A 14,070-nucleotide genomic window follows, 5' to 3' on the forward strand; every position below is an offset into this window, starting at 1 on the left:
ACCTCACTGGCGAATAGGCAGGTAAACCGAAAATTCGGTGTGTCCCGGCCAACTGTTAAATTCTATTTTTCCTGAATGTTGATCAATCAGGCTACGGGCGATGGAGAGGCCTAAACCGGTTCCGCCTTCACGTCCGCTGACCATCGGATAAAACAGCGTATCCTGCAGCTGGGCCGGAATGCCGGGGCCATCATCTTCAATATCAATACGTGCTACCAGGCGATAACGCGTGCCGTGCAGCGTGAGCTGGAAAGCGGTGCGGGTGCGGATAATGATGGTGCCGCCATCGTCTCCCAGCGCCTGAAGCGCATTGCGCACCACGTTAAGCAGTACCTGTTCAATCTGATCGGGGTCGTGCGGCAGTTCCGGCAGGCTGGGGTCATAATCCCGTACCAGCGAGACATTCTCCGGCAGCTCCATCGAGACCAGATTAACTACGCGTTCAGCCACCTGATGAATGCTCTGCGTGATGTGCATACCCGGCTGCTGCGGCCCTAACAGACGATCCACCAGATTCCGCAACCGGTCGGCCTGTTCAATAATGACTTTGGTGTATTCGTTCAGCGAGGGATCGGGCAGGGCACGTGATAAAAGCTGTGCCGCGCCGCGTAACCCTCCCAGCGGATTTTTAATCTCATGAGCCAGACCACGAACCAGATCGCGAGCGGCCACCTGCTGAGCGTGCTGTAACTGCTCCTGACTGAGCCGACGCTGATTATCCATCGGCGCCATTTCCATCAGAATTAAGCCATCGGGTAATCGCTGGGCGGTCAGCGACATAATGTGTGCACGACCATCAACGACCAGCGTAACCTCACTGTCAGTGAATCCCTGGCCAGCCTCAAGACTCTCGCGCATCACCTCAATATTCAGCGAAAAGTAGCCGGTTAATTCCGGTAACGGCGTGCCGAACAGCTTGCGTGAGCTTTGCGCCAGTAATTGCTGCGCCGCCGGGTTGGCGTAATGGATAACCAGATCGTTATCCACCAACAAAATACTGTTGATTAAAGCATTGAGAATCTGCCCTGCATCGGGCAGAGAGCCAGTTGCCATAAAACGTACCTCTGCACCAATCAGGTGCATTTTAGTCTTAAAGCCGTAAGGAGGGCGAATGAACGGTAAATTCGCGGAGAAAAAAGCCCATCCGAAGATGGGCTAAAAGTTTCCACGGCAACAAAATCGTTTGACCAGTTAAACGCTGTAGTAAAGCTCGAACTCAACCGGGTGTGGCGTCATGCGAACGCGATCCATCTCAGCTTTACGCAGTTCGATGTAAGCATCGATCGATTCGTCAGTGAATACACCGCCGCGGGTCAGGAACTCGCGATCTTCGTTCAGTGAATTCAGCGCTTCTTCCAGAGAGCCCGCAACTTTTGGAATCTCAGCTTCTTCTTCCGGTGGCAGGTCATACAGGTTCTTGTCCATCGCATCACCAGGATGGATTTTGTTGATGATGCCATCCAGGCCAGCCATCAGCAGTGCGGTGAACGCCAGGTATGGGTTAGCCGCTGGGTCCGGGAAGCGCGCTTCGATACGACGGGCTTTCGGGCTGGCAACCACCGGAATACGGATTGACGCTGAACGGTTACGGGCAGAGTAAGCCAGCATAACCGGTGCTTCATAACCCGGAACCAGACGCTTGTAAGAGTTCGTGGTCGGGTTCGCCAGTGCGTTAATTGCTTTAGCGTGCTTGATGATGCCGCCGATGTAGAACAGCGCCATTTCAGACAGGCCGCCGTACTTATCGCCGGCAAACAGGTTCTGGCCACCTTTAGAGAGTGACATATGGCAGTGCATGCCTGAACCGTTGTCGCCAAACATTGGCTTCGGCATAAAGGTCGCGGTTTTGCCGTAAGCATGAGCAACGTTATGGACGACATATTTGTAGATCTGAATTTCGTCAGCTTTTTTGGTCATGGTATTGAAGCGGGTAGCCACTTCGTTCTGACCCGCAGTCGCCACTTCGTGGTGATGCGCTTCAACAACCAGGCCCATCTGCTCCATGGTCAGACACATGGCAGAACGGATGTCCTGTGATGAGTCGACTGGTGGAACCGGGAAGTAGCCGCCTTTCAGACCTGGACGGTGACCTTTGTTACCGCCTTCGTACTCTTTACCGGTGTTCCATGCCGCTTCGATATCGTCGATAGCCACATGTGAACCGGAAGTCGATGAACCGAAACGGATGTCATCGAACAGGAAGAATTCTGGTTCTGGTCCAAACAGCACGGTATCCGCGATGCCGGAAGAGCGCAGGTAATCTTCAGCGCGTTTTGCGATAGAACGTGGATCGCGGTCGTAGCCCTGCATAGTGCCTGGCTCAAGGATGTCACAACGGATAATGAGCGTAGAATCTTCGAAGAAAGGATCCATGACTGCCGTGGTAGCGTCAGGCATCAGCACCATGTCTGATTCGTTAATGCCTTTCCAGCCGCCAATAGACGAACCATCGAACATTTTGCCTTCTTCGAAGAAGTCAGCGTTAACCTGGTGAGCAGGGATAGTAACGTGCTGTTCTTTACCTTTGGTATCGGTAAAACGCAGGTCAACAAACTTAACTTCATGCTCGTTCATCATCGAGAGAACGTGTTCAGCGGACATACTCAACTCTCCTGGAAATGGTCTTTCATTATCTACATGGCGAGGAAACGTCGTTTCCGGAATTCGCAGCGGGAAAACAACTCCCTGACTACCCGCTTCCGGCACGCTCTTCAACCGACATCTGACTGGCGATTACGCTTGATTTAGATAAAGCGAATTCTGTGCCAACTTTTCTGATGCTGCTTAAATCGCCTTGTGATGCACCTTTTTGTCATAAAGCACCTGCACCAGGATGGTCCTGGTGCACTAAAGTGGTGCTTTATGATGATTTATTGGCACTGTTTTGGTGCATAAGACCAACTTAGTGCATTTTCTGCACCGGGAACAGGGCAAATTTGCACCTATCTAATAAACTTTCAGTGAAAAGTGTGATGGTGTTCAGTCTTCCGCTTAATCAGTGTACAATAACGCGCTATTTCTAATGCCTGAGGCAAAGCTGTGATCGAAAATTTGCGTAACATCGCCATCATCGCGCACGTTGACCATGGAAAGACCACCCTGGTTGACAAACTGCTGCAACAATCCGGTACTTTTGATGCCCGTACCGAAGCAACAGAGCGCGTGATGGACTCCAATGATTTGGAGAAAGAGCGTGGGATTACCATCCTCGCAAAAAACACCGCCATTAAGTGGAATGACTACCGTATCAACATCGTTGATACCCCAGGACACGCCGACTTCGGTGGTGAAGTTGAGCGCGTCATGTCCATGGTGGACTCGGTGCTGCTGGTTGTAGATGCGATGGATGGCCCTATGCCGCAAACCCGCTTCGTGACCAAAAAAGCGTTCGCGCATGGTCTGAAGCCGATTGTGGTTATCAACAAAGTAGATCGCCCTGGTGCGCGTCCGGATTGGGTTGTGGATCAGGTATTTGACCTGTTCGTTAACCTGGATGCGACTGACGAGCAGCTCGACTTCCCTATCATTTTCGCCTCTGCGCTGAATGGTATCGCGGGTCTTGAGCACACCGACATGGCTGACGATATGACCCCGCTGTATCAGGCAATCGTTGACCACGTTGCGCCTCCGCAGGTTGAGGCTGATGCGCCACTGCAGATGCAGATCTCTCAGCTGGACTACAACAACTACCTGGGCGTGATCGGCATTGGCCGCATCAAGCGCGGTAAAGTTAAGCCGAACCAGCAAGTCACTATCGTTGATAGCGAAGGCAAAACCCGTAACGGTAAAGTCGGTAAAGTCCTGACTCACCTGGGTCTTGAGCGTATCGACAGCGATCTGGCTGAAGCGGGCGATATCATTGCTATCACCGGTCTGGGCGAGCTGAACATCTCTGACACCATCTGTGATCCACAGAATGTGCAGGCGCTGCCAGCACTGAGCGTTGATGAGCCAACCGTAACCATGTTCTTTAACGTCAACACCTCACCGTTCTGCGGTAAAGAAGGTAAGTACGTGACTTCACGTCAGATCCTTGAGCGTCTGAACAAAGAACTGGTTCACAACGTGGCTCTGCGCGTTGAAGAAACCGAAGATTCTGATGCGTTCCGCGTGTCAGGTCGTGGTGAGCTTCACCTGTCAGTTCTGATCGAAAACATGCGTCGTGAAGGTTTCGAACTGGCGGTATCCCGTCCGAAAGTTATCTTCCGCGAGATCGATGGCCGTAAACAAGAGCCATTCGAGAACGTTACGCTGGATATCGAAGAGACGCATCAGGGTTCCGTTATGCAAGCCATGGGTGAGCGTAAAGGCGATCTGAAAAACATGGATCCGGATGGCAAAGGCCGCGTACGTCTCGACTACGTGATTCCTAGCCGTGGCCTGATTGGCTTCCGTAACGAATTCATGACGATGACTTCCGGTACCGGTCTGCTCTACTCTACCTTCAGCCACTACGACGATATCCGTCCAGGCGAAGTGGGCCAGCGTCAGAACGGCGTTCTGATCTCTAACGGTCAGGGCAAAGCTGTAGCGTTCGCTCTGTTCGGTCTGCAGGATCGCGGTAAGCTGTTCCTGGGTCATGGTGCAGAAGTCTATGAAGGCCAGATCATCGGTATTCACAGCCGTTCTAACGACCTGACCGTAAACTGTCTGACTGGTAAGAAGCTGACCAACATGCGTGCTTCAGGTACTGATGAAGCAACGACACTGGTACCACCGCAGAAAATGACGCTGGAACAGGCGATCGAGTTCATCGATGATGACGAACTGGTCGAAGTGACTCCACTGTCAGTGCGTATCCGTAAGCGTCACCTGACTGAAAACGACCGTAAACGTGCTTCACGTGGTCCTAAAGACGCATAATTGCGCCTTTAAAGAATAAAAAGCCCCGCATGCGGGGCTTTTTTTTGCCTGAAATTCGGATTTACTCAGCCGGACCAGCGAATATTTGTGCGAATGATGTCGCGCTTTACTCACCTTCTGGCGTTTACGCTTTTCTCTCAGCCCGTGCCTGTTCAGCCTGCACTTTTGCCGCTAGAGTGAATACTCCAGGGAACAGAAGGAGACACACCATGCTGTATATCTTTGATTTGGGCAATGTGATTATTGATATCGACTTCAACCGCGTGCTGGGTGTCTGGAGTGACTTTAGTCGTGTACCGCTGGCTTCGCTACAAGGCCATTTCCAGATGGACGAAGCGTTTGAGCAACACGAACGTGGCGAGATCAGTGATGAAGATTTCGCACTGGCGCTGTGCGAAAAGCTGGAGATCGCACTGAGCTATGAGCAGTTTGCGGCTGGCTGGCAGGCGGTCTTCGTTGACGTGCGTCCGGAAACCCTGGCGCTAATGAACCGGCTGCGGCTGGAAGGTCATCGGGTGGTAATCCTCTCTAACACGAACAAGCTACATTGCGAATTCTGGCCAACGCAGTATCCGGACGTGCAGCAGGCAGCGGATAAAATCTACCTGTCACAGGAGATAGGTATGCGCAAACCGGAAGCGCGGATTTATCAGCATGTGCTGGATGCAGAAGGTGTGACTGCCGATCAGGCGGTGTTCTTTGATGATAATCCAGAGAACATTGAGGCGGCCCGTGCCCTGGGTATTGAAAGTGTACTGGTTACTGACAGTAAAACGGTACCCAACTGGTTTGCGGGTCTACAGTAACTCATGATGTCACGTAAATTTCGCCCCAGGCTGCATGCGTTCTGGTTGTGGCTCAGGCTGTTATGGAAACGCATTGATGAGGATGGCATGACGACCCAGGCCGGTAATCTGGCTTATGTCTCATTACTGGCGTTAGTGCCGCTTATTGCAGTGGTCTTTGCCCTGTTTGCGGCGTTTCCGGTTTTCTCTGACATCAGCGTGCAGTTAAAACAGTTTGTCTTCAACAATCTGATGCCTGCTGCAGGTAACACGTTGCAACGCTATCTTGAACAGTTTGTTGCTAACGTAAACCGGATGACGGCGGTCGGGGCAGTCGGTCTTATCGTGACCGCCTTACTGCTGATGCATTCGGTCGATACGGCGTTAAACACCATCTGGCGCAGCAACAAAAAGCGACCGATGGTTTACTCCTTTGCCGTCTACTGGATGATCCTGACGCTCGGTCCGCTGCTGGCCGGTGCCAGCCTGGCAATCAGCTCTTATCTGCTTTCCCTGCGCTGGATTAATGCCACTGGCGTAACCAGTCTGGTCGATCAGATGCTGCGCATTTTCCCGCTTCTGCTGTCGTGGTTCGCCTTCTGGTTACTCTACAGCATTGTTCCCACTCAACGGGTGCCACCGCGTGATGCGCTGATTGGCGCGCTCGTTGCCGGGGCGTTGTTTGAGCTGGGTAAAAAGGGCTTTGCGCTCTATGTTACTATGTTCCCTTCATATCAGTTGATCTACGGCGTACTGGCCGTGATCCCCATTCTGTTTCTCTGGGTCTACTGGACCTGGTGTATTGTGTTGCTGGGCGCTGAAATAACCGTCGCGTTAGCTGACTATCGGCAGTTGAAGCAGCAACACCAACAAGAAGAGCAACGCGAGGAAACATGATTGCATTGATTCAGCGCGTGCAGCGCGCCAGCGTCAGCGTCGATCAGGAAGTGACCGGTGAAATTGGCGCGGGTTTACTGGTTCTGCTGGGCGTAGAAAAAGGCGATGACAACGCGCGAGCGGAACGTCTCGCAGAACGTGTACTGGGCTATCGCATCTTTAGCGATGAGCAGGGCAAGATGAACCTGAGTGTCCGCCAGGCGGGCGGAAGTGTGCTGGTGGTGTCGCAGTTTACGCTGGCCGCGGATACGCAAAAAGGGATGCGCCCCTCGTTTTCGGGTGGCGCTGAACCTGCTGAAGCCGAACGTCTGTATGAATACTTCAGCGACTGCTGTCGCCAGCAGGGGATTACTACGGCGAATGGCCGTTTTGCTGCAGATATGCAGGTCTCGCTGGTGAATGATGGTCCTGTGACGTTCTGGTTGCAGGTGTGAGATCGTCAGCTGAGCGGCAGGGAACAGGCCATACATCCGAGCGGGAGAAACATTACATGTATCACCTTCGCGTGCCACAGACGGCGGAAGAGCTGGATATCTATTATCAGTTCCGCTGGGAGATGTTACGTAAACCTCTGCGTCAACCGCAGGGGTCAGAACGTGACGCCTGGGATGCCCTGGCACATCATCAGATGGTGGTTGATGAACAGGGAAATCCGGTCGCTATCGGCCGTCTCTACATTAATGCCGACAATGAGGCTGCTATCCGCTTCATGGCCGTTCATCCTTCGGTGCAGGGTAAAGGGCTGGGAACGCTAATGGCGATGACGCTGGAGTCGGTAGCGCGTCAGGAAGGAGCTAAACGGGTAACCTGTAGTGCCCGCGAAGATGCTGTCGCATTCTTCGCTAAGCTCGGCTACGTCAACCAGGGCGAGATTACCGCGCCCCAGACGACGCCGGTTCGCCACTTTCTGATGATCAAGCCTGTCGTTACGCTCGATGATATCCTGCATCGTGCCGACTGGTGCGGACAGCTGCAGCAGGCCTGGTATGATCATATTCCGCTCAGCGAGAAGATGGGTGTCCGTATTCTGCAGTTTACCGGGCAGAAATTTATCACCACCATGCCGGAAGCGGGAAATCAGAATCCACATCAGACGTTGTTTGCTGGCAGTCTGTTCTCGCTGGCCACGCTGACCGGCTGGGGATTGATCTGGTTACTGCTGCGCGAGCGCCATCTGGGCGGCACCATTATTCTGGCGGATGCGCACATTCGCTACAGCCACCCGATTAGTGGCCGGCCTGGCGCGATTGCTGACCTCGGCTCATTAAGCGGCGATCTCGACCGTCTGGCGCGCGGACGTAAAGCACGTGTGCAGCTTGAAGTTGAGCTTTTTGGCGACGATGAGTGTGGCGCTGTGTTTGAGGGGGTCTATATTGTTCTGCCTGCCGATCCTGACGGGCCGCTGGAAGAGGGCGGTTCCGGCGCACGTATCAACTAATCATAAGGGCCGCCTCCGCGGCCCTTATTGATCCTGTTAACGCACCTGACCGGCCTGCATTGTCTGCTGTAACTGTTGACTGTCCGTCGTCACCGACAGAGTGCCATTCACGGTCGGGCGCAGTGGCTGGCCTGCGGGTAATGCACCGCTTAGTTGCAGCTGCATATTACTGTCACCGGTTAACGGCAATACGGGCCATCCCCAGTTCTGCAACACATTCACCGGCACTGCCCGACCCGTCAGTTGCAGTGTCAGAGGACGCGCTGGCTGCTGACCTACGGTGGCGGTTCCTTCGAGCAGGCCCTTGTTACTGAACGCACTCAGTTCAGTAACCTGAATCTGCTGCGGGTCAGCACTTAGCGCAATCGACGGATGACGCAGATCGGTGCGGTTAAAGGTCGATTCTGCCGCGTTCAGGCTGAGCTTACCCGACCAGATCCCCCACTGATGCTGCTGAGCCAGCAGCAGGTTTTCGCCAGCGCCATCCAGTGAAGTCAGCTGGAAGGGAAACGCCGGATTAATATCGATAATCAGGTTACGGTTAGAGGTGAAACGCGTTACCTCTACACTCTCCAGCCACGCGGGCAGTGTCGCCTGCCAGCGGTCACGCCAGTCCTGCGGCAGCGTGTATTCCAGTCCGGCAACGGCCAGATTTTTCAGCGTCAGGCGCTTATTGCTGCGCGACCAGTCACCGTCAGCCCGAATCACCCCGTTCGCCCAGCGTGAACTGAATTGTGTCAGCGCCACACCCTGCGGTGAGAAATCCAGGTTAAGGATAGGGTCATTAAGCTCGAATCCACCGTCGATAAAATTGCTGGCATTCAGCGCCAGTGAACCGTCGTTACTCTGCCAGTCATCTCCCTGCCAGTTAACGTTTCTCAGCGTCAGATCCAGATCTGTCACCGCCCAGTCAGGCCCCTGCAGACGGGCATCGGTCATGTCGAGGCGGGTAATGGCAATTGACGGAACAACCTGCAGGCTATGCAGGAAATCTTTCAGGCTGCTGGTAGTCTGCAGACGGATGTCGTTCAGTCGCAGCTGATTAATTTTCCAGTTGCCCTGGGCATCGCGCTCACCGTTACCGGTCATGGAGCCACGCGCCAGGTCGGCACCAATATTGTCAAAGCGCATCCGACCCTGGGAAACACTGCCCTGAATCAGGACGTTTTCACCCGGCACATTATTCAGCGTCATGCTGCCTGCGCTCATCTGGAAGCGGGCATCGCGACCCAGCATATCCAGCCCCGTGGGCTTCCACGGCAGGATGCCGCCATTAACCTGCTGAGCAAACAGCGGTAACGCGCTCTTGGGACTGTCGATACGCATATTATTGAGTTGCAGGCGATCGGCCTGAATCGGCAGCGTGCTGCCCTGCGCCAGATTAGCCAGATTCACTTCCCCATCGCGCAGCTCAAGGCTGCTGAAATGCAGCGGATCGCTGAACTGAATCAGCGCCAGGCCGAGATCAACCCGTTTCGCGACCAGCACCGCAGGCTGACCATCGTGACCAAAGCTGAAGTCATCCAGAATGATATGAGAGGGAGAAGAGAAATTGTGTTCAATTTTACTCAGGGAGAGATGCCATTCGGTTTTGTCGCTCACCCAACGGCTAAACCAGCCTGCACCCCACTGTGTCTGCAGCAGTACATAGATCACGACCAGGGTAAAAAGCAGCAGTAAAAGTAAGGTGAGGAAAAACTTTCCAATAAATTTCATAGCATCCTTCCCGAGTTAAATCCGGTGAGAGGTTGTTATGCCTGAATTACCGTTACAGCTCAACAGACTGGATGTAAATCCGAATAATTAGCAGGCAGGCCGAAGCCTGCCTGTGGCCTTACTTCTCTGGCGGAAAAATCAGGTTGAGCACGATTGCGGTAATACCGCCTGCGGCAATGCCGGAAGAGAGCAGCGTTTTCAGCCAGTCGGGGGCAAACTGCAGGATCAGTGGCTGCTGAGACACGCCCAGACCCACCGCCAGCGACAGCGCAATAATCATGATGGCGCGACGATTAAGCGGCTCGCGTGACACGATGCGAACACCTGAGGCGGCAATGGTGCCGAACATCACAATGGTTGCGCCGCCGAGTACCGGCTCAGGAATCATCTGCACCAGACCGCTGACCGCCGGGAACAGCCCCAGCACAATCAGCATCAGTGCGACAACAAAGCCCACGTAGCGGCTGGCCACGCCGGTCAACTGAATCACACCGTTATTCTGACCGAAGCAGGAGTTAGGGAAGGTGTTAAACAGCGCGGAGACAAAGGAGTTGAGGCCATTTGCCAGCACGCCGCCTTTCAGGCGTTTCATATAGAGCGGGCCGCTGACCGGCTGTTCCGACACATCCGAGGTGGCAGTGATATCGCCGATGGTCTCCAGGGAGGTCACCATAAATACCAGCATCAGCGGAACGAGCAGGTTCCAGTCGAAGCCCAGCCCGTAATAAAGCGGGGTCGGCACCACGATCAGCGGCTGATCAGCAGGAATACCGGCTGCCGGCAGCATGCCCATCGCCCAGGCCAGCAGATAGCCCACGGCCATCGCAATCACCAGGGAGGCGACGCGCAAATAGGGGTTTTTCTGCCGGTTAAGCAGCACGATCACCAGCAGCACGGCGCCAGCCAGCATCAGATTCTTTGGTGCGCCAAAGGTATGGTCACTCATCGCGCTAAAACCGCCGCCAATCGAGGTCAGTCCTACCTGAATCAGCGACAGCCCAATAATCATCACCACGATACCGGAAACCAGCGGCGTGATAATCCGGCGAGCCAGATGCAATACGCGTGACAGCACCATTTCGGTACAGGAGGCCACCATCAGCGTGCCAAATAGCGCCGCCATCATGGTGGGCACGTCAGCGCCGCCATTCTTCAGCGCCATCCCGCCCATGATCAAAGGCGTCACAAAGTTAAAGCTGGTGCCCTGAATCGACAGCAGACCCGAACCCACCGGTCCCCAGGTTTTGATTTGCAGCAGCGATGCCACACCTGAAGCAAACAACGACATGCTGATAACGTGCCGGGTATCTTCTGCGGGCAGGCCCAGCGCCTGACAGATCAGAATGGCGGGCGTGATGACCGCGACAAACATCGCCAGCAGATGCTGACCAGCGGCAAACAGCGTTTGCGGCAGAGGTGGACGATCTTCAAGACGATAAATCAGTTCGCTTTGCGTGGCGGAAGGCTGGTCTGGCTGAGGATTGGTGGACATCTTCTGTTCTTCCCAAAAAATAATGTGGCGATTGTAATCATCCGCCGGGCAAAAGCAATCGTTTGCCCGGCGTGGATATAAAAGCCGACTTGAAGGGGTCTCATTCAGACGTTGGTAAAACGGGTGTTCTCTGGCAGCCAGCGTTCAATCAGGGCGCTGGCCTGCTCGGGATAGTGCTGGTGGATGTGGCGCGCCACACGCTGAACTTCGGGCACCATCGCTGCATCGCGCAGCAGGTCAGCCACTTTAAATTCGGCGTTGCCGGTCTGACGTGTGCCCAGCAGTTCACCCGGTCCGCGAATCTCCAGATCGAACTGGGCAATAACAAAGCCGTCATTACTGTCGCGTAGTACCTGTAAACGCTTCTGCGCCGTCTTGCTCAGCGGCGCTTTATAGAGCAGTACGCAGTGTGATGCCACGGCACCACGACCCACACGGCCTCGCAACTGATGCAGCTGTGCCAGCCCTAACCGCTCAGGGTTTTCGATAATCATCAGGCTGGCATTCGGCACGTCCACGCCGACCTCAATGACGGTCGTCGCTACCAGCAGCTGGAGTTCATTCGCTTTAAACGCCTGCATGACCGCCTGTTTTTCAGCGGGTTTCATGCGGCCATGCACCAGTCCGATATTTAAGTCGGGCAGCGCGGTTTTCAGGGATTCCCAGCTGGCTTCTGCCGCCTGTGCTTCCAGCAGCTCTGACTCTTCAACCAGCGTGCATACCCAGTAGGCCTGACGTCCCTCCCGGCAGGCATGCTCAACCCGCGCCACAATCTCCTCGCGTCGCGTATCGGGGATAGCCACGGTGGTCACCGGGGTACGTCCCGGCGGCAGTTCGTCGATGGTTGAGGTATCGAGATCGGCATACGCGGTCATCGCCAGGGTGCGCGGAATCGGTGTGGCGGTCATGATCAGCTGATGCGGATGGAAACCCTGCTCCTCACCTTTTTCCCACAAGGCCAGACGCTGGTGGACGCCGAAGCGGTGCTGCTCATCAATAATGACCAGCGCCAGACCATTGAACTGCACCTGCTCCTGAAACAGAGCGTGTGTGCCCACGACCATAGCTACCTGACCGCTGGCTATCGCCTCCTGCTGTGCCTGGCGGGCTTTGCCTTTCTGTTTTCCGGCCAGCCAGCCGACTTCAATCCCCAGCGGCGCAAACCACTGGCGGAAGTTACTGGCGTGCTGTTCAGCCAGCAGTTCGGTCGGTGCCATCAGCGCAACCTGCTTGCCATGGGCGATAACGTTCAGTGCAGAGAGCGCAGCCACCAGTGTCTTACCCGAACCGACGTCGCCCTGCACCAGCCGCATCATCGGGAAATCATTGGCCAGATCTTTCTCTATCTCCGCCACCACGCGCTTCTGCGCATTGGTCGGCGAGAAAGGCAGCGCGGCCAGCAGCTGGTCACTGAGATTGTGTCGCGGCGGCATCGGTAACGCATAATAGCGCTGAGCGCCGGCGCGCACTGCCAGCATGCTGAGATTATGCGCCAGCAGCTCTTCCAGAATTAATCTGCGTTGTGCCGGATGACGGCCACTTTCCAGCTCGCTGAGCCGTAGATCGGGCGGCGGACGATGCAGTGTGCGCAGCGCATCTGGCAGGCTGATTAAGCCGCCGCTTAACTCCTTCGGCAACAGCTCGGCAATCGGGCAGCTTTCCAGCAGCGTCAGCGCCTGGTCAGTGAGATTACGCAGCGTGGCCTGTCGAATGCCTTCGGTCGTGGGATAAACCGGTGTTAAGGTCTCTTCCAGCGTCACATTGCTCTGCTCGCCCTGGATGCGGTACTCGGGGTGAATAATCTCAGCGCCGCGCTGACCGCGCTTAATTTCACCATAAGCGGTAACACGCCGTCCCGGCGACAGATTGTTCTTCATCCCGGCATTGAAATTGAAGAAGCGCATTGTCAGCACGCCACTGCCATCGCTGATCTGACACACCATCATCCGGCGACGACCAAAAGTGATATCTGTGTGCAGCACTTCGCCTTCTACTGTGGCCCAGATACCGGGAAGCAGATCATTGATAGCATAGAGTTGGGTGCGGTCTTCGTAGCGCAGCGGAAGATGAAGCAGGAGATCCTGAACGGTGTGCAGGTCAATTTTGGCCAGTTTTGCTGCCTGGCTGGCACCGACGCCGGTCAGTGTACTGAGCGGAATGGCATCCAGCAGACGGCCTTTCATCGTCTTTTACCGGTCGACTGCATGGTTGCCCACCAGCTGGGATCGGCGTCGACTTCGCCCTGCGCATTGATGCGCGGATAGGGTAGACCTTTCTGCTTTGCGACCCGCGCGAGCACCGGGAATCCGCCTTCGAACAGCAGGCGTTGCTGCTCATCCTCGTCCAGCAGGCTGTAATCGCGCAGGTAAAGACCGGCGTTCTGCCGCTGTCGCTGGGCTTCATAGAGGATAAGCGCGCAGGCGACCGAGACATTCAGCGACTGCACCATACCCACCATGGGGATCACGATCTGACGATCAGCCAGCGCCAGCGCTTCTTCGGTGATGCCGGTTTTTTCCTGCCCCATCAGAATGCAGGTGGGAAGGGTATAATCGATCTCACGAAAATCCACCGCATCGGCGGAGAGATGGGTCGCTAAAACCTGCATCTTCTGCTGTTTGAGCTGTTTTACGGCATCGCCGATGGTGGGATGGGTGACCACTTTCACCCAGCTGTTGCTGCCGGCAGACGCGGAAGCCTGCGTGCGCATCCGCTGGCTCGGCCAGACGGCATGCACTTCGTGGATGCCAACGGCGTCGGCCGTGCGGATCACCGCTGAAACATTGTGTGGTTTATGCACCTGCTCCATGCAGACCGTCAGGTCGTGCTGGCGCAGTGCCAGCATCGCCTGAATCCGGGCAAAACGTTGATCGTTCATG

General features: G+C 55.1%; 11 protein-coding genes. 5 read left to right on the top strand and 6 right to left on the bottom strand.

Annotated features, from left to right (window positions below; all coding sequences use genetic code 11):
* Window positions 1–3: 3 nt before the first annotated feature.
* Window positions 4–1,053 (bottom strand): nitrogen regulation protein NR(II), encoded by a 1,050-nt coding sequence (gene glnL, locus IAI47_RS00455; protein WP_008926971.1) that lies wholly within the window; start codon window positions 1,051–1,053, stop codon window positions 4–6.
* Window positions 1,054–1,191: 138 nt separating this feature from the next.
* Window positions 1,192–2,601, bottom strand: coding sequence for a glutamate--ammonia ligase (gene glnA, locus IAI47_RS00460; RefSeq protein ID WP_003850740.1), 1,410 nt, complete (start codon window positions 2,599–2,601; stop codon window positions 1,192–1,194).
* A 438-nt stretch (window positions 2,602–3,039) separates the two neighbouring features.
* Between glnA and typA the strand changes: the two genes are divergently transcribed.
* From typA to fabY, 5 genes are all read left to right on the top strand, one after another.
* Window positions 3,040–4,863 carry a ribosome-dependent GTPase TypA gene (gene typA / locus IAI47_RS00465; protein ID WP_003850742.1) on the top strand — a complete coding sequence of 608 codons (1,824 nt, stop codon included), beginning with the start codon at window positions 3,040–3,042 and terminating at the stop codon, window positions 4,861–4,863.
* Between the two features lie 209 nt (window positions 4,864–5,072).
* A complete protein-coding gene (gene yihX, locus IAI47_RS00470) occupies window positions 5,073–5,669 on the top strand; it encodes a glucose-1-phosphatase (protein WP_003851357.1) in 597 nt (198 codons plus the stop codon).
* 3 nt (window positions 5,670–5,672) lie between these two features.
* A complete protein-coding gene (locus tag IAI47_RS00475) occupies window positions 5,673–6,545 on the top strand; it encodes a virulence factor BrkB family protein (RefSeq protein ID WP_003851355.1) in 873 nt (290 codons plus the stop codon).
* Entirely contained in the window at window positions 6,542–6,979 is a 438-nt protein-coding gene (gene dtd / locus IAI47_RS00480) for a D-aminoacyl-tRNA deacylase (RefSeq protein WP_003851353.1), read from the top strand. The genes IAI47_RS00475 and dtd overlap by 4 nt, the downstream gene beginning before the upstream one ends.
* A 56-nt stretch (window positions 6,980–7,035) precedes the next feature.
* Window positions 7,036–7,983, top strand: a complete 948-nt coding sequence (gene fabY, locus IAI47_RS00485; protein ID WP_003851352.1) for a fatty acid biosynthesis protein FabY — start codon at window positions 7,036–7,038, stop codon at window positions 7,981–7,983.
* A gap of 36 nt (window positions 7,984–8,019) precedes the next feature.
* On the opposite strand, the gene IAI47_RS00490 is transcribed toward fabY, so the two are convergent.
* The 4 genes from IAI47_RS00490 to trmH form a co-directional block, all read right to left on the bottom strand.
* The gene (locus IAI47_RS00490) at window positions 8,020–9,699 is read right to left on the bottom strand and encodes an AsmA family protein (protein ID WP_008926969.1); all 1,680 of its coding nucleotides are present in this window, start codon (window positions 9,697–9,699) and stop codon (window positions 8,020–8,022) included.
* A 118-nt stretch (window positions 9,700–9,817) separates the two neighbouring features.
* Window positions 9,818–11,191, bottom strand: coding sequence for an NCS2 family protein (locus IAI47_RS00495; RefSeq protein WP_008926968.1), 1,374 nt, complete (start codon window positions 11,189–11,191; stop codon window positions 9,818–9,820).
* Between the two features lie 104 nt (window positions 11,192–11,295).
* Window positions 11,296–13,374 (bottom strand): ATP-dependent DNA helicase RecG, encoded by a 2,079-nt coding sequence (gene recG, locus IAI47_RS00500; RefSeq protein ID WP_003851349.1) that lies wholly within the window; start codon window positions 13,372–13,374, stop codon window positions 11,296–11,298.
* The gene (gene trmH, locus IAI47_RS00505; RefSeq protein WP_003851348.1) at window positions 13,371–14,069 is read right to left on the bottom strand and encodes a tRNA (guanosine(18)-2'-O)-methyltransferase TrmH; all 699 of its coding nucleotides are present in this window, start codon (window positions 14,067–14,069) and stop codon (window positions 13,371–13,373) included. Before trmH ends, recG begins: the two co-directional genes overlap by 4 nt.
* Window position 14,070 lies beyond the last annotated feature (1 nt).

This window comes from Pantoea sp. MT58, assembly GCF_014495885.1.
Lineage (GTDB): Bacteria > Pseudomonadota > Gammaproteobacteria > Enterobacterales > Enterobacteriaceae > Pantoea > Pantoea eucalypti.

Excerpts from the sequence above, each read along its gene's own strand:
- trmH (WP_003851348.1), bottom strand. The coding sequence starts at position 14,069 with ATGAACGATCAACGTTTTGCCCGGATTCAGGCGATGCTGGCACTGCGC.
- IAI47_RS00490 (WP_008926969.1), bottom strand. The coding sequence starts at position 9,699 with ATGAAATTTATTGGAAAGTTTTTCCTCACCTTACTTTTACTGCTGCTT.
- yihX (WP_003851357.1), top strand. The coding sequence starts at position 5,073 with ATGCTGTATATCTTTGATTTGGGCAATGTGATTATTGATATCGACTTC.
- fabY (WP_003851352.1), top strand. The coding sequence starts at position 7,036 with ATGTATCACCTTCGCGTGCCACAGACGGCGGAAGAGCTGGATATCTAT.
- glnL (WP_008926971.1), bottom strand. The coding sequence starts at position 1,053 with ATGGCAACTGGCTCTCTGCCCGATGCAGGGCAGATTCTCAATGCTTTA.
- IAI47_RS00475 (WP_003851355.1), top strand. The coding sequence starts at position 5,673 with ATGATGTCACGTAAATTTCGCCCCAGGCTGCATGCGTTCTGGTTGTGG.
- IAI47_RS00495 (WP_008926968.1), bottom strand. The coding sequence starts at position 11,191 with ATGTCCACCAATCCTCAGCCAGACCAGCCTTCCGCCACGCAAAGCGAA.
- glnA (WP_003850740.1), bottom strand. The coding sequence starts at position 2,601 with ATGTCCGCTGAACACGTTCTCTCGATGATGAACGAGCATGAAGTTAAG.
- recG (WP_003851349.1), bottom strand. The coding sequence starts at position 13,374 with ATGAAAGGCCGTCTGCTGGATGCCATTCCGCTCAGTACACTGACCGGC.
- dtd (WP_003851353.1), top strand. The coding sequence starts at position 6,542 with ATGATTGCATTGATTCAGCGCGTGCAGCGCGCCAGCGTCAGCGTCGAT.